The organism is Limibacterium fermenti (genome assembly GCF_041902845.1).
In the GTDB taxonomy this organism is placed as follows: domain Bacteria; phylum Bacteroidota; class Bacteroidia; order Bacteroidales; family Dysgonomonadaceae; genus Limibacterium; species Limibacterium fermenti.
In genome coordinates, this window is sequence record NZ_CP159486.1 from 2,887,673 (window position 1) to 2,906,594 (window position 18,922).

The 18,922-nt window shown below is 50.0% G+C and carries 15 protein-coding genes; 8 read left to right on the forward strand and 7 right to left on the reverse strand.

Annotation, left to right across the window (positions count from 1 at the left end; translation table 11 throughout):
• Positions 1-40: 40 nt before the first annotated feature.
• From ABNK31_RS12535 to lipA, 3 genes are all read right to left on the reverse strand, one after another.
• Positions 41-1,036 (reverse strand): AAA family ATPase, encoded by a 996-nt coding sequence (locus ABNK31_RS12535; RefSeq protein WP_418892843.1) that lies wholly within the window; start codon positions 1,034-1,036, stop codon positions 41-43.
• Positions 1,037-1,644: 608 nt separating this feature from the next.
• Positions 1,645-2,334 carry a lipoyl(octanoyl) transferase LipB gene (gene lipB, locus ABNK31_RS12540; protein ID WP_418892844.1) on the reverse strand — a complete coding sequence of 230 codons (690 nt, stop codon included), beginning with the start codon at positions 2,332-2,334 and terminating at the stop codon, positions 1,645-1,647.
• A gap of 3 nt (positions 2,335-2,337) precedes the next feature.
• Positions 2,338-3,189, reverse strand: coding sequence for a lipoyl synthase (lipA, locus tag ABNK31_RS12545; protein WP_418892845.1), 852 nt, complete (start codon positions 3,187-3,189; stop codon positions 2,338-2,340).
• Positions 3,190-3,549: 360 nt separating this feature from the next.
• On the opposite strand from lipA, the gene tgt reads away from it, so the two are divergent.
• The 7 genes from tgt (at position 3,550) to ppdK (ending at position 14,269) form a co-directional block, all read left to right on the forward strand.
• A complete protein-coding gene (tgt, locus tag ABNK31_RS12550) occupies positions 3,550-4,680 on the forward strand; it encodes a tRNA guanosine(34) transglycosylase Tgt (protein WP_418892846.1) in 1,131 nt (376 codons plus the stop codon).
• A gap of 9 nt (positions 4,681-4,689) precedes the next feature.
• Entirely contained in the window at positions 4,690-5,781 is a 1,092-nt protein-coding gene (locus ABNK31_RS12555) for an LptF/LptG family permease (protein ID WP_418892847.1), read from the forward strand.
• Between the two features lie 127 nt (positions 5,782-5,908).
• Positions 5,909-9,340: an isoleucine--tRNA ligase gene (ileS, locus tag ABNK31_RS12560; RefSeq protein WP_418892848.1), complete on the forward strand. Its 3,432-nt coding sequence runs from the start codon at positions 5,909-5,911 to the stop codon at positions 9,338-9,340.
• A 150-nt stretch (positions 9,341-9,490) separates the two neighbouring features.
• Positions 9,491-9,874 carry a TraR/DksA family transcriptional regulator gene (locus ABNK31_RS12565; RefSeq protein WP_418892849.1) on the forward strand — a complete coding sequence of 128 codons (384 nt, stop codon included), beginning with the start codon at positions 9,491-9,493 and terminating at the stop codon, positions 9,872-9,874.
• A 24-nt stretch (positions 9,875-9,898) separates the two neighbouring features.
• The gene (locus ABNK31_RS12570; protein WP_418892850.1) at positions 9,899-10,576 is read left to right on the forward strand and encodes a lipoprotein signal peptidase; all 678 of its coding nucleotides are present in this window, start codon (positions 9,899-9,901) and stop codon (positions 10,574-10,576) included.
• Positions 10,566-11,381 (forward strand): DUF4296 domain-containing protein, encoded by an 816-nt coding sequence (locus ABNK31_RS12575; RefSeq protein WP_418892851.1) that lies wholly within the window; start codon positions 10,566-10,568, stop codon positions 11,379-11,381. The genes ABNK31_RS12570 and ABNK31_RS12575 overlap by 11 nt, the downstream gene beginning before the upstream one ends.
• Positions 11,382-11,548: 167 nt before the next feature.
• Positions 11,549-14,269 (forward strand): pyruvate, phosphate dikinase, encoded by a 2,721-nt coding sequence (ppdK, locus tag ABNK31_RS12580; RefSeq protein WP_418892852.1) that lies wholly within the window; start codon positions 11,549-11,551, stop codon positions 14,267-14,269.
• A 236-nt stretch (positions 14,270-14,505) separates the two neighbouring features.
• Here the strand turns inward: ppdK and def are convergent, their stop codons facing one another.
• The 4 genes from def to folB all read right to left on the reverse strand — a co-directional run bounded on the left by def (position 14,506) and on the right by folB (position 16,963).
• Positions 14,506-15,066, reverse strand: coding sequence for a peptide deformylase (gene def / locus ABNK31_RS12585; RefSeq protein ID WP_418892853.1), 561 nt, complete (start codon positions 15,064-15,066; stop codon positions 14,506-14,508).
• A gap of 10 nt (positions 15,067-15,076) precedes the next feature.
• Entirely contained in the window at positions 15,077-15,502 is a 426-nt protein-coding gene (gene ruvX, locus ABNK31_RS12590) for a Holliday junction resolvase RuvX (RefSeq protein WP_418892854.1), read from the reverse strand.
• A 3-nt stretch (positions 15,503-15,505) separates the two neighbouring features.
• On the reverse strand, positions 15,506-16,243 hold the full coding sequence (lptB, locus tag ABNK31_RS12595; RefSeq protein ID WP_418895406.1) for an LPS export ABC transporter ATP-binding protein: 738 nt from the start codon (positions 16,241-16,243) through the stop codon (positions 15,506-15,508).
• Between the two features lie 351 nt (positions 16,244-16,594).
• Positions 16,595-16,963 (reverse strand): dihydroneopterin aldolase, encoded by a 369-nt coding sequence (gene folB / locus ABNK31_RS12600; RefSeq protein ID WP_418892855.1) that lies wholly within the window; start codon positions 16,961-16,963, stop codon positions 16,595-16,597.
• A gap of 81 nt (positions 16,964-17,044) precedes the next feature.
• On the opposite strand from folB, the gene ABNK31_RS12605 reads away from it, so the two are divergent.
• On the forward strand, positions 17,045-18,835 hold the full coding sequence (locus ABNK31_RS12605; protein WP_418892856.1) for an aminopeptidase P family protein: 1,791 nt from the start codon (positions 17,045-17,047) through the stop codon (positions 18,833-18,835).
• Positions 18,836-18,922 lie beyond the last annotated feature (87 nt).

Consider the following 18,922-nt stretch of genomic DNA (forward strand, 5'->3'; position numbering starts at 1 on the left):
TCACACATGATACATCATACATCATAGATCATCCCTCTTATTACGGAACCTCTACCTTATTAAGAATTTCGCTGATAATTTCTTCCGAAGTCAAGTTGTTGGCTTCGGCCTCGTAGGTAAGTCCGATACGATGACGGAGCACATCGTGGCATACGGCGCGGATATCTTCGGGCACCACATAACCGCGGCGTTTGATGAAGGCATACGTACGCGCTGCAAGCGCCAGGTTGATGGAAGCACGGGGCGAACCGCCGAAACCAATCATCTCCTTGAGGTTGGCCAATCCGTATTGGTCGGGGAAACGGGTGGCGAACACGATGTCGATGATGTAGCGGCTTATTTTTTCGTCGATATATACTTCGCGAACCACTTTGCGCGCATCGAGAATTTCATCGACGGAAATCACCGGCCGTTCGATGGTTCGGGGTTCGAATATATTCTGTTGGACGATTCGTTTTTCTTCTTCTTTGGAAGGATAGTTGATGACTACCTTCAGCATGAAACGGTCTACTTGCGCTTCGGGCAGCGGATAAGTGCCTTCCTGCTCGATAGGGTTTTGCGTCGCCATCACCAGGAACGGATTCGGCAGCTTATAGGTTTGCTCTCCGATAGTCACCTGACGTTCCTGCATGGCTTCGAGCAAGGCGCTCTGCACTTTGGCCGGAGCGCGGTTGATTTCATCCGCCAGCACGAAGTTGGCGAAAATCGGTCCGTGTTTTACCATGAACTCTTCGTTGCGCTGGCTGTAGATCATCGTTCCGACTACGTCGGCCGGCAACAAGTCGGGCGTAAACTGAATACGGCTGTACCGGGCGTCGATTAACTGAGCGAGGGTTTTGATGGCAAGGGTTTTTGCCAATCCGGGCACCCCTTCCAACAAAATGTGTCCGTCGGATAATAATCCGATGAGAAGCGACTCGACCAAATGCTTCTGCCCGACGATCAATTGATCCATTCCGGTGACGATGGTCTGAACGAACGTGCTCTTACGTTCGATTTTATCATTTAATTCTTTAATATCAACTACTTGACTCATATTTACTGAAAGTTATAATGTGTAGGTCTGTTTTCGACATACAAAATTAGAAATGTTAAATCTGTTTTGTCATTATTTGCCGTTAAAAATGTTTAAGTTAGACGGATTGTATCGGTAAAGAACGTAAAAGCAGGGATATTTTCGAAAATGTTGTCCTTCGGGAAAATTCCTACGACAACAGCAGCTCATTTCTCCGCCGCAATCCGTATGAATACGAAGCTTTCAAAAAAACCCGGGCACACCGTCGTATCAATACGAAGCCTTCAAAAAAATCCGGGCACGCTGTCGTACCAATACGAAGCCTTCAAAAAAACCCGGGCACGCCGTCGTACCAATACGAAGCCTTCAAAAAAACCCGGGCACGCCGTCGTATCAATACGAAGCCTCCAAAAAAACCCGGGCACGCCGTCGTACCAATACGAAGCCTCCAAAAAAACCCGGGCACACCGTCGTACCAATACGAAGCCTTCAAAAAAACCCGGGCACGCCGTCGTACGAGTACGAAGCCTTCAAAAAGATCCGGCACACCGTCGAAGCCCTACGGCGGCTTCAAAAAAAAAGTCGACCGCTCCTTCCGTCATCGTCGGCGGACTTCCCCCGATCGGCGTTCAAGCGCATTTCAAGTCCATTGCGAACACCCGGCAAAAGCGCTCTTTAATCTTGTCCGACAGTTCATCGAAATCGACTTCCGCACCCAGTTCCTGCTGCATAGACGTCACGCCTCGGTCGACAAATCCGCACGGATTGATCAGATGGAAATACGACAAATCGGTATTCACGTTCAGCGCCAAACCGTGCATCGTCACATAACGGCTGGCGCGTACGCCGATGGCGCAAATCTTACGCGCCTTCCGGGGATCGCCGGCATCGAGCCACACCCCCATCGCCTTTTCGTCTTTCTGCGCGTGAATATCGTACGCTTGCAACGTCTCGATCACCACATCTTCCAACATCGAAATATATTGCTTAATGCCGATACCGAACGCTTCCAAATCCAATATCGGATACACCACCAGTTGCCCGGGCCCATGATACGTAATGTCCCCGCCGCGGTCGATGGGGAAAAAATCGATTCCCCGCTGCTTGCACGTCTGCTCCGTAATCAACAAATTATGTTTATCGCCGTGCTTGCCTAACGTAAACACGGGTTCATGCTCACAGAAAAGAAGATACTGTTCCTGCGGAAAGGTTTCGTTTCTTTTGGAAGCAACGAGCTTTCCAAATCGTTCTTCCTGATAATCCCACGCTTCCTTATAGCGGATGCGGCGCAGGTTTTGAAAAATCACGTTACGGCTCATTTTTCAGACATGTTTTTCGGCGTGATAAGAAGATCGTACCAGCGGGCCGCTTTCCACAATGTCGAACCCTTTGGCGAGGCCTTCTTTGCGGTAGCGGGCGAACTGCTCGAGAGGCACATATTCATGCACGGGCAAATGATGGGAAGAAGGCTGCAAGTATTGTCCGATAGTCAACACCTTGCAACCGGCCGCAAGCAGGTCGTCCATCGTTTCGAGCACCTCCGGCTCCGTTTCGCCCAGTCCGACCATAATGCCCGATTTGGGTTTCACCGCCCCGCTCGCAGCAACGATGGAAAGCGTTTGCAGGCTTACATCGTATTTGGCCCGGCTTCTGACCTTCGGCGTCAAGCGCCGGACAGTTTCCATATTATGGGAAATGATTTCCGGTTTGGCGGCAATCACTTTTTCAATCAACTCCTCCCTCCCGTTGAAATCGGGAATGAGCGTCTCGAGGGTCGTTTCCGGATTCTTTTCCCGCACGCGCCGGATGGTAAACGCCCAAAAAGAAGCGCCCAGATCCAGCAGATCGTCGCGGTCGACACTCGTAATGACGCAATGTTTCAGCCCCATTTGCCGGATGGTATCGGCCAGGCGGTCGGCTTCATCCCAATCGATGGCGTGCGGCTTGCCGGTGATGGTCGCGCAGAATTTGCATGAACGGGTGCATATCTCCCCCAAAATCATAAAACTGGCCGTGCCGTTTCCCCAGCACTCCGACATATTCGGGCACTTTCCGCTAAAGCAAATGGTGTTTAATCCTTTTTTATGTATAATATCCTTCAAGGCAAAATACTCTTTCCCTTGCGGCAAGCGAATTTTGAACCAATCCGGTTTTCTTCGTATCGTTGTATCCATAAGTTTAATGTCGAATGTCTAAAGTCGAATGTCGGCGGTCTTCAGTCATCAGTCGCCGGTCACGAACCTCTAATCCCCAACCGCCCGTCTCCATCCGACAAGACGCAAATATACGATATTTAGAGGAACGACAAAAGATAATAGATAAAAGATATAATATATAAAGAAGCAAGACACGCGCCAAACGGCATTAGACATTAGACCTGAGACTGGAGACCGGTGACCGGTGACTGGTGACCGGAGACCGGAGACTGAAGACCGGGCACTTCCCTTCAATAACTATTTTTAATTCCCGTCCGGCTCATTTATGATAACAGATTTACTATCTTTGCGCTCGATTCTTGAAAGCGATAGTCTATTTTGGATTTTAAACTACAACATACCGATTTACAGTCGAAGGCCCGGGCAGGAATCATCACCACCGATCACGGGGTGATTGAGACCCCCATATTTATGCCCGTGGGTACCGCCGGCAGCGTGAAAGCCGTGCATGCCACCGAACTCGAAGACGATATAGAGGCGCAAATCATTTTGGGCAACACCTATCATCTGTACCTTCGTCCCGGATTGGACACCTTGCAGCAGGCGGGGGGCTTGCACCGCTTCAACAGTTGGCGCAAACCCATCCTGACCGATAGCGGCGGATTTCAGGTCTTTTCGTTGGCCGAAAACCGCAAACTCACCGAAGAAGGCGCCGAATTCCGTTCGCATATCGACGGCTCGAAGCATTTCTTCACGCCCGAAAAGGTCATCGACATCCAACGCATTATCGGCGCCGACATCATGATGGCGTTCGACGAATGTACGCCCGGCGACGCGCCTTATGACTATGCGAAACAGTCGCTTGAGTTGACGGAACGATGGCTCGACCGCTGCCTGACCCGCTTCCGCGAAACGGAATGCCCTCACGGATACCGCCAAACGCTCTTCCCCATTGTGCAGGGATGCGTGTATCCCGATCTGCGCAAACAGGCGGCTGAAAATGTGGCCTCGAAAGGCGCCGACGGCAATGCCATCGGCGGACTGTCGGTCGGCGAGTCGACCGAAGAGATGTACGAAATGATCGACATCGTGAATGAAATATTGCCGGAAGATAAGCCGCGCTACCTGATGGGCGTGGGAACACCCGCCAACATGCTGGAAGCCATCGACCGGGGGGTGGATATGTTCGATTGCATCATGCCCACCCGCAACGGGCGCAACGGACAGCTATTCACCAAAAACGGAATCATGAACATGCGCAATCAAAAGTGGAAAAACGATTTTTCCCCGATTGAAGAAGACGGCGCTTCGTTTGTCGACACCCGATACAGCAAAGCCTATCTGCGCCATCTGTTCAACACCGGCGAAATCCTGGCCTTGCAAATCGCTTCCATCCATAATCTGGCCTTTTACTTGTGGCTGGTGAAAGAGGCGCGCCGGCAAATCCTCCAAAATAACTTTCCGGCATGGAAAGCTTCTATGATTGATACGATAATGCGTAGACTCTAACAGGTACAAATGAAATATTTGAATGTAAAACGAATCGATTGGTATATTATAAAGAAGTTCCTCGGAACCTATATCTTTATGATTGTCCTGATTATCTCCATCGCTGTTGTGTTCGACATCAACGAGAAGATTGACAAGTTCATGACGAACAATGCCTCGCTGAAGGAAATCATTTTTGATTACTACCTCAATTTCATTCCGTATTATGCCAACTTGTTCAGTCCGCTTTTCGTATTCCTCGCCGTCATTTTCTTCACCTCCAAGATGGCGAACAACTCCGAAATCATCGCCATTTTATCGAACGGTATCAGTTTCAAACGCCTGATGAAGCCCTACATGATGGCTGCGAGCGTGATCGCCATCTTTTCTTTTGTCTTCGGCAGCTACGTGATTCCGCCGGCCAACGCCAGCCGCATCAATTTCGAGAACACTTACGTCGATCCGAGACAGCGCAAAGTGGGCGACACCGACATCCAATTCAAAGTCGGCGAAGGCTCCATCGTCTATTTCAGCAGCTTCGATATCCCCTCGAGTACGGGTACGAACTTTTCGATGGATCATTTCGACAGCCTGCAACTCGTTTCGCGGCTCACGGCAAGAAGCATCCGCTACGACTCGTTGTACCGCTGGACCATTCAGGATTACCAAATCCGCAACTTCGACGGACTGCAAGAAACCATCACCAAAGGCGAGTCCATCGACACCACCATACAAATCGTCCCGAACGATTTCATCATCGCCAAAACCGACCAGCAAATGATGACCTCCCCCCAGCTCCGCCACTATATCACCAGTCAAAAAGAGCGGGGAATGGGTAACATTCAGGCTTTTCAAATCGAATATCATTCGCGAATCGCGTCGGTGTTTTCGGCGTTTATCCTCACCCTTATCGGCGCCGCCCTGTCGGCCCGGAAAGTGAAAGGCGGAATGGGGCTCAATCTGGGCATCGGCCTCGCGTTGAGCATGGGCTACATCCTCTTTATGACCATCAGTTCGTCTTTCGCCGTAAAAGGCGGCATGAGCGCTTTCGTGGCGGCATGGATTCCGAACATCTTCTTTACCGCCATCGCCTTCTATTTATATAAGAAAGCGCCGAACTAAAGGGAAACACGGGAAAATAAAAGGCCCCTATCGCGAAGCATTATCCGCTTCAGCATTTATCGCACAAAGTGTATTTTTTTTACTACCTTTGCATCCTGATTTTCTATAACGTATAAATTCGTTCGTAATGAGTAGCAAATTTCCGGAATATGATCATTTGGATCTTTCAGAGGTAAACAAAGAAGTGTTGAAGGAATGGGAAGAAAAGGACGTGTTTAAGAAAAGTCTTGAAACACGTCAGGGACATCCCCGGTTCGTATTTTATGAAGGCCCCCCGTCGGCTAACGGCATGCCGGGCATTCATCACGTTATCGCCCGTTCCATTAAAGACATTTTCTGCCGCTACAAGACCATGAAAGGATTCTATGTCAGCCGTAAGGCCGGATGGGATACCCACGGGCTTCCCGTGGAACTCGGCGTAGAGAAAACGTTGGGCATTACCAAAGAGGATATCGGCAAAACCATTTCGGTGGAAGAATACAACAACGCCTGCCGCAAGGAGGTGATGAAATATACCAAAGAATGGGAAGACCTTACCCGCAAAATGGGCTATTGGGTCGATATGAGCGATCCGTATATTACTTACGATACGCGCTACATCGAAACGCTTTGGTACTTGCTCAAAGATCTTTATAAAAAAGGATTCCTCTATAAAGGATACACGATCCAGCCTTACTCGCCGGCCGCAGGTACGGGACTGAGCACGCACGAACTCAACCAGCCGGGCTGCTACCGCGATGTGAAGGATACCACTTGCACGGCGCAGTTCGCCATCAAGAACCCTCTTTCCGAATGGACGCAATTCGGCGATCCGTTCTTTCTGGCATGGACTACCACGCCCTGGACGCTGCCTTCGAACGTGTTGCTGGCGGTGGGCCCGAACATCGATTATTGCGCCGTACAAACGTACAATTCCTATACGGGCAAACCGATGACCGCCGTTTTGGCAAAAAGTCTGGTAAACGCCTATTTCCCCGCGAAAAATGCGGAGCTCCCGCTGGAAGATTACCGGCCGGGCGATAAACACGTGCCTTTCCGTGTGCTGGATAAGACATGGAAGGGATCGGAAATCGCCGGCATCGGCTACGAGCAACTGATCCCTTGGGTAAAAGCATCCGATAACGCTTTCAAAGTGGTGACGGGTGATTTTGTGACGACCGAAGACGGTACGGGCATCGTGCATATCGCCCCCACATTCGGCGCCGACGACGCGAAGCTCGGAAAAGAATACGGCGTACCCGGACTCATGATGACCGACAAAGACGGCAACCAACGCCCGATGGTCGACCTGAAAGGAAAATATTTCAAGCTCGAAGATCTCGACCCGCAATTTGTCCGCGAGGGTGTGAACGTCGATCTCTACGGCGAGTATGCCGGCCGTTATGTAAAGAATGAATACGCGTCGGAATGGAAAGAAGAAACCAGCCGCCCCGACGATACGACGCTCGATATCGACCTCTCCGTGATGCTGAAGCAACAAAACAAAGCTTTCCGCATTGAGAAATATGTCCATAATTATCCGCATTGCTGGCGTACCGATAAACCGGTGCTTTATTATCCGCTGGACAGTTGGTTTATACGGGCTACCGCCTGCAAAGACCGCATGGTGGAACTGAACAATACCATCAACTGGAAGCCGGCATCGACGGGCTCCGGACGTTTCGGTAAATGGCTCGAAAACCTTCAGGACTGGAACCTGAGCCGAAGCCGTTACTGGGGCACTCCCCTACCCATATGGCGCACCGAGGACGGGAAGGAAGAGAAATGCATCGGTTCGCTCAAAGAACTGTTTGAAGAAATGCAAAAAGCCGTTCAGGCCGGAGTCATGACGGAAATTCCTTGGAAAGGGATCGGGCTGAATGCCGCCTCGGAAAAGGAATTTGATAAAATAGACCTTCACCGGCCGTATGTCGACCAAATCGTATTGGTGTCGGACAGCGGCAAACCCATGCATCGCGAATCGGACCTGATCGACGTATGGTTCGATTCGGGAGCGATGCCCTTTGCTCAGGTTTTCTATCCGCATATCCCCGAAGAAGAGTTCGCGCAAATCTATCCGGCCGACTTCATCGCCGAAGGGGTCGATCAGACCCGCGGATGGTTTTATACGCTCCATGCGATTTCAACCATGGTGAAAGACAGTGTGGCATTCAAGAATGTCGTATCGAACGGGCTCGTGCTCGACAAGAACGGCAACAAAATGTCCAAACGATTGGGCAACGCCGTCGATCCGTTTTCAACCATCGACAAGTACGGCTCCGACCCGCTGCGCTGGTATATGATCACCAATGCTTCGCCGTGGGATAATCTGCGTTTCGATATGGAAGGCATCGAGGAAGCCCGCCGTAAATTCTTCGGCACGCTCTACAACACGTATTCGTTTTTCGTGCTGTATGCCAACGTCGACCAATACCGCGACCAATACCCGTCCATTCCGGTAGCACAACGCCCCGAGATAGACCGCTGGATATTGTCGCTGTTGCATTCGCTGGTGAAAGAGGTCGATGAAGCCTACAACACCTACGAACCCACCAAAGCCGGGCGCGCGATCGCGGATTTTGTCAACGACCATTTAAGTAACTGGTACGTGCGCCTGAACCGTAAACGTTTCTGGGGCGGGGAAATGGACGAAGATAAATTATCGGCCTATCAAACGCTGTACGAATGTTTGGTAACGGTTGTCAAACTGATCGCGCCCATCGCGCCGTTCTACTCCGACAAGTTGTATCTCGATCTCACCTCGGTTACCGGCAGCGAACGATTCGAGTCGGTCCATCTGGCCGATTTCCCGGCAGCAAACGAAGCCGTCATCGACAAGGAGCTCGAGCGGCAAATGTACTTGGCGCAAGCCGCATCCTCTATCGTCTTGGCGTTGCGCCGCAAGGTGAGCATCAAAGTACGCCAACCGCTATCGAGAATCATGATCCCCGTCACCGACGAAACGCAGAAAAGGGCTATCCAAGCAGTGGAATCGCTCATCTTAAGCGAGGTGAACGTAAAAGAGTTGCACTTTGTCGATTCGGCGAACGAGATGCTGGTGAAACGCGTAAAACCCGACTTTAAAAAGCTGGGGCCGCGCTACGGCAAGATTATGAAACAACTGGCCGAAGAGATCCGGATAATGAGTAAAGAGAAGATGAACGAACTGGAAAAGAACGGATCCATCACTTTTGAAGTGGCCGGACAACAAGCGGTTATCACCCTCGACGATGTGGAAATCATTTCGGAAGATATTCCCGGATGGCTGGTCGGCAACGAAGGAAATCTGACGGTTGCCCTCGACATCTCCGTGACCGACGAATTGCGGAACGAAGGTATCGCCCGTGAACTGGTCAATCGTATCCAGAACCTGCGCAAAGCCAAAGGGTTCGAAATCACCGACCGGATATCCGTGCTTTTATCCTCCCATCCCGGCATCGATGAGGCCGTAAACGCCAACGCCGCTTATATTCGCGGACAAGTGTTGGCGGACAGTATTGAAATAACAGCCGAAACGCTCGAAGATGAAATAGAAATCGATGATCAACCTTTAACGATCCGCATCCGGAAAAAGAATTGAACAGGGTCGTTTTATAGTTGAAGGTATCGGTTTTATATGTATATTTGCGCAAAAATACACCGGTGAACAATATAATTCCACCGGTTGTTGTATTTGACATTACATTTCTGTTGCTTTTTATTTACAAAAAGTTGATAAACAATCAGCATTATGAACGAGAAAACGAGATATACGGATGAAGAACTGGAAGAATTCCGTTCCATCATTAATGAAAAGTTAGAGGTTGCCAAGCAAGAGTATGAAAACTACCGGGCTGCGGTAATGAATGCCGACGGCAATGATACGGTAGATACCTCGCCTACTTTCAAAGTAATGGAAGAAGGCGCTTCGACCCTGTCCAAAGAAGAAGCCGGAAGATTGGCGCAACGGCAGATGAAGTTTATCCAAAACCTTCAGGCCGCACTCGTGCGCATCGAAAACGGCACGTATGGCATTTGCCGCGAAACAGGCAAGCTCATACCCAAAGAACGGTTACGTGCCGTGCCGCATGCTACGTTGAGCATCGAAGCGAAGGAGTCTAAAAAGAAACGATAACCCGTCCGATGCATTATAATTTATATGAAGAGTACGACACAAAAAGGACTTACGGCGATAGTGGTAGTCTTTCTGATTTTGCTGATAGACCAACTTACGAAAATATGGGTCAAGACTCATATGTCGCTGCAAGAATCGATAAAGATAACGGACTGGTTTCAAATCTATTTTGTAGAAAATAACGGGATGGCATTCGGGATAGAAGCCGGCGGTAAGCTGTTTCTTTCTCTTTTCCGCATTGTGGCCGTCATTTTTATCATCATTTACCTCACACGCCTTGTCAAGGGGAGCTACAAGAAAGGCTTTATCGCCTGTGTAGCCCTTATTTTGGCGGGAGCTACGGGAAATATTATCGACAGTGTCTTTTATGGAGCGATTTTCGATGCGAGTTATCCCGGACATGTGGCATCCTTCGTCCCTTTTGGCGAAGGATATGCTTCGGTGCTGCACGGGAAGGTCGTAGATATGTTTTATTTCCCCATAGTGGAAGGAACATATCCCGACTGGATACCGTTGGTAGGAGGACAAAACTTCCTGTTTTTCCGGTTTATCTTTAACGTAGCCGACTCGGCCATCACGGTGGGGGTCATTGCATTATTGGTGTTCTACCGGAAAACATTTGCCCATTCCTTATTATCGAAAGAAGAAAAAGAACGTCTCGAAAAAGAGAAAAAAGAAAAAGAAGCGATCGGTGAAGCCTAAAATTCCTGCATATCTGTTTATTGCGTTAGCGTTGTTGGCACTGCTTTTCTCTTGCCGCAATCGCCCTAAAGAAGTACTGAACAGAAAGAGCATGGAAGGACTCATGTACGACGTATACATGGCCGAAGCCCTAATAGAAAACGATTATCAAACTTTCGACACGCCCGAAAAGAAAGAGGCGTTCCTGCAAAAGATATTCGAAAAACACCAGGTAACACAAGTCCAATGGGATTCGTCGCTTGCATGGTATGCCGATCGCATCGATGTTTACATGAAGATGAACGACTCGGTAAAAGCTCGCCTGCAACGAAAACAACAAGAGTTGGACGCATCCATTACGCAGCAGGTGCAGGCACAGCAATTCGAAAGTCATAGCGAATCACCCTCTTATATTCCCCACACGTATGCTTTCCGGCGTATCGGTTCGGGAAGCGGTTTCCGTTTCCGTATCGATTCGGCTGAAATCAATACGCGTTTTACCAATCCGACGCTGGAGTTCCGGTATAACGTTATCGGGATCCCCGACGACGTACAAGAAGCCCCGTTACAATCCATGCTCATTCTGGAATATAAAGACACCACCCTTTATAAACCTCAGCAAATCACCCAAAACAAATCATACTCTACGCCGGTATCAAGATACATAGACGGCGATACCCTGACGCGCATCAGCGGTTTTATTCATTTAAAGAATACTTGGCGCCGCTTACGTTATATTCAACTATATAATATAGGATTGGGAAAGAATGATATTCCCGGCCCCGAACCGATGCCGCCGGCGGAAATGAAAGAGACAGGACAATAGAGAGACAGAGAGACAAAGGGACAGGGAGACTGGAGACTGGGAGACAGGGGGGCAACATTCGGGATGCTCCGCAGAATAGTGGCGGACGCCGATAGTGCCTCCGGTGATAAAATGATTGACAAAACCCTAACAATATTTACTTACTAAAACAAATCAAATTAAAACCAATGGAAAGAAAGAGAGTTTACACATTTGGTAACGGCGCAGCCGAAGGACGATCGGATATGCGTAATTTACTCGGCGGTAAAGGCGCCAATCTTGCGGAAATGAATCTTATCGGCGTGCCGGTACCTCCCGGCTTTACCATTACCACTGAGGTTTGCACCGAATATAATCAATTAGGAAAAGACTACGTGACCGGCGTCTTGAAAAAAGAAGTCGAACACGCCGTAGCCGGTATCGAACGCCTTACAGGCACCCGCTTCGGTGATAAAGAAAATCCCTGCTTGTTATCGGTACGGTCGGGCGCCCGCGTGTCGATGCCCGGAATGATGGATACCGTCCTCAACTTGGGACTAAACGATGAGGCCGTTCAGGGTATCGCCGTCAAATCCGGCAACGAACGTTTTGCCTGGGACTCTTACCGCCGCTTTGTACAGATGTACGGCGACGTTGTTCTGGGCTTGAAGCCGGAGAGCAAGGACGACATCGATCCGTTTGAAGAAATCATGGATACGATGAAAGAGGTAAAAGGAATCGAACTCGATACCGATCTGACTGTCGACGACCTGAAAACGCTGGTTAAACAATTCAAGCAAGCTGTTAAAGAACGTACCGGAAACGATTTTCCTTCCGATCCGTGGGATCAATTATGGGGCGCCGTATGTGCCGTATTCGACAGTTGGATGAACGACCGGGCCATCCTCTATCGTAAGATGAACAATTTCCCCGAAGAATGGGGCACGGCGGTGAATGTGCAAGCGATGGTATACGGCAACATGGGTAATACTTCCGCCACCGGCGTAGCTTTCACCCGCGACGCCGCCACGGGCGAAGACCTCTTCAACGGCGAGTATCTTATCAATGCTCAAGGCGAAGATGTGGTAGCCGGCGTGCGTACTCCTCAGCAAATTACCCTCGAGGGCTCCCACAGATGGGCCAAGATGCAGGGCATCAGCGAAGAGGAACGGGCGTCCAAGTATCCCTCGCTCGAGGAAATCATGCCCGAATGTGCCGCTCAATTGATCGAAACGCAACAAAAACTCGAAGATTATTTCAAAGATATGCAAGACCTCGAGTTTACCATTCAGGACGGCAAACTTTGGCTGCTGCAAACGCGTAGCGGTAAACGTACCGGAGCCGCCATGGTAAAGATCGCGACCGACATGCTTCACCAGGGTTATATCGATGAGAAAACCGCTCTGAAACGCTGTGATCCGGAGAAACTCGACGAATTGCTTCACCCGGTATTCGATAAAAAAGCGTTGGCCGATGCGCACGCGATTACGCACGGATTGCCTGCTTCGCCCGGCGCAGCTACCGGACAGGTGGTATTCCACGCCGATGAAGCCGAAGAATGGGCTAAAGAAGGCAAAAAAGTCATCTTATGCCGTATCGAAACCTCGCCCGAAGACCTTCGCGGGATGGCTACCGCTCAAGGTATCCTCACGGCACGCGGCGGAATGACTTCCCATGCGGCCGTAGTGGCCCGCGGTATGGGCAAGTGCTGCGTATCGGCTGCCAACAACCTGTCGATCGACTATAAATCCCGCAAAATGACCATTAACGGCAAGGCGCTCCTCGAAGGGGACTGGATTTCTCTCGATGGCACTACGGGTAATGTATACGAAGGACAAATACAAACCGTCGACGCCGAGCTCGGCCCGGATTTCACCGAACTGATGGAAATCGCCGACAAATATACCCGTATGGAGGTACGCACGAATGCCGACACACCGCATGATGCCGTTGCCGCGCGGAATTTCGGGGCAACCGGTATCGGATTGTGCCGCACCGAGCACATGTTCTTCGAAGAAGACAAAATCGTCCCCATGCGCGAAATGATTCTTGCGAAAGATGAGGAAGGACGACGTCGCGCGCTCGAAAAACTACTTCCCCTTCAGAAGAAGGACTTCAAAGGTATTTTCACCGCTATGGACGGCTATCCGGTGACGGTGCGCCTGCTCGATCCGCCGTTGCACGAATTCGTTCCGCACGATGAGAAAGGACAAATGGAGATGGCGCGCGTCATGAATATATCGTATGAAGACATCCACGAACGCGTAGAGAGCCTTTTGGAAGCAAATCCTATGCTGGGCCTTCGCGGTTGCCGCCTCGGCAATCTCTATCCCGAAATCACCGAAATGCAGACCCGCGCAATCATGGAAGCAGCCCTCGAATTGAAAAAAGAAGGCATCACGGCTATTCCGGAAATTATGGTTCCGCTTACGGGTATTGTCTATGAGTTTAAAAATCAAAAGGAAATCATCGAACGAACGATTCAACAAGTCTTTAGCGAAAACAGCGACTCCATCGACTATAAGATCGGTACGATGATCGAGATACCGCGTGCGGCGCTTACCGCGCATAAGATCGCCAAGGAGGCCGACTTCTTCTCATTCGGCACCAACGACCTTACGCAAATGACATTCGGGTACAGCCGCGACGACGTGGCTAAGTTCCTGCCGCTCTATCTCGACAAGGGAATCCTCAAGCAAGACCCGTTTGCCGTTCTCGACCAAAACGGTGTCGGACAGCTCGTGAGCATGGCCGTTCAGGCCGGCCGATCGGTACGGCCGTCGCTTAAATGCGGTATCTGCGGCGAACACGGAGGAGATCCTTCATCGGTGAAATTCTGCCATCGCGTAGGACTGAACTATGTATCCTGTTCTCCTTTCCGAGTGCCTATCGCACGACTTGCCGCCGCACAGGCCGCCATAGAAGGATAATATATGACAGGGAGACAGGGAGACAGGGAGACAGGGAGACAAGGAGACTGAGAGAGAGGGAGACCGGAGACTGTTAGCTCTCACCGGCAAAGGTGAAAGAATTGTCTCCCGTCTCCCCCGTCTTTAGACGTTAGACATCCGACCTTAGACTTTCATTTGCAATTCGTAATTTGTAATTTGTAATTTGTAATTCGTAATTCGTAATTCGTAATTTGTAATTCGTAATTGCCTTTCCCCTATTTCGCGGTTTTCACCTTATAAGAACATCGAGCTTTTCCGTTAGCCAACGCATTGAGTTTGCCATTGACCATCCGCTTGCGCAACGGCGATATATGATCGGTAAATAAGATTCCGTCGAGATGATCGTACTCATGTTGAATACAACGGGCTGCATACCCCGAAAAGACCTCCTCGCGCTCCTGTCGGTTTTCATCGATATAACGGATACGCACCGTATCGGGGCGCGTCACCTTTTCATGCACACCCGGAATACTCAGGCATCCCTCTTCCAGGGCCACCGGTTCACCCGACCGCTCGATAATATGCGGATTGATAAACACCTTCTTGAAATCTTTGAATTCCGGATGCTCGTCATCGGCTACCGGCGTCAGGTCCATGACGAAAATACGATCTTCCAGTCCCACTTGCGGAGCCGCAAACCCGATACCATCGGCATGATACATCGTTTCGAACATATTCTCGATCAGTTTGTCCAGATCCGGATAAGTTTCCGGATCAATATCTTGAGTGACTTTCCGCAGCACGGGAAGTCCGTAAATATATATAGGTAAAATCATATAAAAAACATTAATTCATTCTCATTCTCCGGCTTTCCATATATCCTTGCAGGATGATGACAGCGCTTATTTCGTCGACCAGCGCTTTATTCCGGCGGTCTTTCTTTTTCAGCCCCCCCTCGAGCATAGCCTGATGCGCCATCGCAGAAGAAAAGCGCTCATCGTAATACTCGATGGGAATATACGGATAGAGCTTGCGTAAACGATTGACAAAAGGCTCGACCCGCTTCATGTTCTCAGATGCTTCATTATTCAATTGCTTGGGTAATCCCACGATAATCGTTTCGACTGCTTCCTTGCGAAGATAATCCGCAAGGAAATCGAACAACCCTGTCGTTTCCACCGTGGTGAGTCCGTTGGCAATCAGTTGCAACGGATCGCTCACGGCGATACCCGTACGCTTTTTACCATAATCGATGGCCAGCAACCGTCCCATATATTAAATATCGAATGTGCGCCTGCGCAATTCGAAATCGCGGCCCAAATATTTTTCCCGCACTACGGGGTTGGCAGCCAACTCTTCGGCCGTACCCTGAAAAAGCACCTTTCCTTCGAAGAGCAGATAGGCTCGGTCGGTAATGCTTAACGTTTCATCCACATTATGATCGGTTATCAGGATGCCGATGTTTTTATATTTTAACTTGGCGACGATCGACTGAATATCCTGGACGGCAATCGGGTCGATACCCGCAAAAGGCTCGTCGAGCATAATAAACTTCGGGTCGATAGCCAGACAGCGGGCGATTTCGGCACGGCGACGCTCGCCGCCCGACAGCCGGTCGCCGGTATTCTTACGCACTTTCTGCAATCCGAACTCATTGAGCAGGCTCTCCATCTTTTCAACCTGTTCTTTAGGGGATTTATTCGTGAACTGCAAAACCGATAAGATATTATCTTCGACCGACATCTTACGGAAGATCGAAGCCTCCTGCGCCAGATACCCCACCCCATATTGCGCCCGTTTATATACGGGGAACTTGGTGATATTCATCTTATCGATAAAAATAGTCCCTTCATTGGGAACAATCAGTCCCACCGCCATGTAAAACGTGGTGGTTTTACCCGCACCGTTCGGTCCGAGCAATCCCACAATTTCCCCTTGTTTCACATTGATGGAAACATGATTGACCACCGTCCGCTTGCCGTATTTCTTCACCAGGTTTTCGGTACGAAGCATCGATATTGGCGTTGCTTCCTGCGAAGACCCCTCCTCAACAAGCGTCTGTTCTCCTCCGGGAGGTACGGGTATTTCCTCTGTTAGTCCGTTCATTATCGCTCAAAAATTTGTACAAAGATACATCTTTTTTAGAGAACAAAGACAAAAGACGGGAGACAATCCCTTCACCCTTGCCGGCGCGATTCTCCGGTCTTCGGTCTCCGGTCATCGGTCTCCAGTCATCAGTCATCGGTCTCCAGTCATCGGTCTTCGGTCTCCAGTCTCCAGTCTTCGGTCTCCAGTCATCCATCATACTTCATACTTCATACTTCATACTTCATACTTCATACTTCATACCTCATACCTCATACCTCATCCTTCATTCCTTCCGTCCCCGACAATGACAGAGGCGCAGTCCATCTGTCCGTCGACCGGAGGATTCAATTTACTTACGCAGACTTCCAGTTGATCGATGACCGGATAGGCCGATGTTATCCGGCGGTAGATACGCCCGGCAACATGTTCGAGCAATTTCGACGGCTGCTCCATCTCTTCTTTCACCAGACGGAAAACATCCGCATAACTCACCGTGTCGTTCACATCATCGCTCCGGCAAGCAGCCGATAAATCGGCCGACAACCGGATATTCACGATAAAATCATTTCCCGTCACACGCTCCTGCGGCATCACGCCATGATAAGCAAAAAACCGCATATTCTCCATTCGAATAGATGTCTTCATTGATTTTTCCTTGCGTTTAGTCGGTCAAATGTAAGAATATTTCTTTACATTTGCCGTATTATAAATAAAACAAACGATCGTATGAAAAAAGAACAAATAGCCGACAGATTATCGGCATTCCGGAATTTCATGGCGGAAAAGAACCTGAACGCGTTCATCGTTCCGAGTACCGACGCACATTTAAGTGAATATCCTCCCACGGCATGGGAATCGAGAAAATGGATCAGCGGCTTTACCGGATCGGCCGGCACAGCCGTTATCACCCGCGATAAAGCCGGCGTATGGACCGACTCACGCTATTTCCTGCAAGCCGAAAACGAATTGGCCGGTACGGGCCTCGACCTCTTTAAAATGGGGCAGGCCGGCACGCCGGATATGATTTCGTGGATCATCGAACAGACAGGCAAAGAGGGCACCGTGGGTATCGACGGACTCGTATTTGCAGCTTCCGAAGCGGAGGCGTTGAAAAAAAGACTCGATGCAAAAGGCATTCGCCTCGAAACGGCTTTCGACCCGTTTGCCGAAATATGGGAAGGACGCCCCGAACTGCCTAAAAACAAGATTTTCGCTCTCGAAGAATCCATTACGGGCGAATCGACCCGCAGCAAAATCGGCCGCATCCTCGGCGAACTAAAGAAAGACGATGCCGACGGATTGATCGTCGTTACGCTCGACGCGATCGCCTGGATTTTCAATGTCCGTGGAAACGACGTGGAATACAATCCCGTGGCGGTGGCTTACGCTTATATCTCGGAAAAAGAAACCGCGCTGTTTATCGATCCGGATAAACTGACCGGCGAAGTTGCCGACACCCTTCATTCGCAAGGCGTCACGCTGAAAAACTATACGGATATTTTCGACTATATCGCCTCGCTTCCCGAAGGAACGCGCGTAGGCGTTACCGGCAGTAAAATCAACTACAAACTCCTCCAAACCATACCGGACTCCTGTACGGTCGTTCCCGTTCCGGCCATCGTCGACCTGATGAAGAGCCGGAAGAATGAAACCGAACTCGAAGGCTTCCGCAATGCGATGGTGAAAGACGGCGTAGCGCTCGTCAAGTTCTATATGTGGCTCGAAAAAGCTGTTCCGGAAGGCAATGTAACCGAAGTGACCGTAGAGGAAAAACTACGGGAATTCCGTTCGCAGCAGCCGCTCTATGTAGGGGAAAGCTTCGGAACGATCGCCGGTTACGAAGGCAACGGGGCCATCGTGCACTATCATGCCATACCGGAAACCGCGGCCAAAGTGAAACCCGAAGGCTTGCTGCTGATCGACTCGGGAGCCCAGTTCCGCAACGGAACGACCGACATCACACGGACCGTTGCCGTAGGGAAACTGACCGACCAAATGAAAGAGGATTACACCTATGTATTGAAAGGGCATATCGCTCTCGCAACCGCCCTCTACCCGGAAGGTACGCGCGGCTCGCAACTCGACATCCTCGCCCGCAAAGCGTTATGGGATAATTTGCTCACCTACGGGCACGGCACTGGGCATGGCATCGGCCATTTCCTGAATGTACACGAAGGGCCTCAAAATATCCGCACCGAAGAGAATCCTACCGTATTAGAGCCCGGCATGGTTACTTCCAACGAGCCGGGCGTGTACCGTACAGGCCAATACGGCATCCGCATCGAGAACCTGATCGTTACGCGCGTGCACAAGAAAACGGATGACTTCGGCACATTCTATGATTTCGAAACGATTACGCTTTGCCCCATCGACACGAAGCCTATCGTGAAGAAGCTGCTGACAAAAAAAGAGATCAAATGGCTGAATCATTATCACGAACTGGTTTTCGACCGGCTTAAGAAACATCTCAATAAGGAAGAGAAAGCTTGGTTGAAAGATAAAACGAAAGCAATATGAACGGAGGTTGGTAATTGGAGGTTGGAGGTTAGTGATTGGAGACTAATGACTAATGACTAATGACTAATGACTGGTGACTGGTGACTG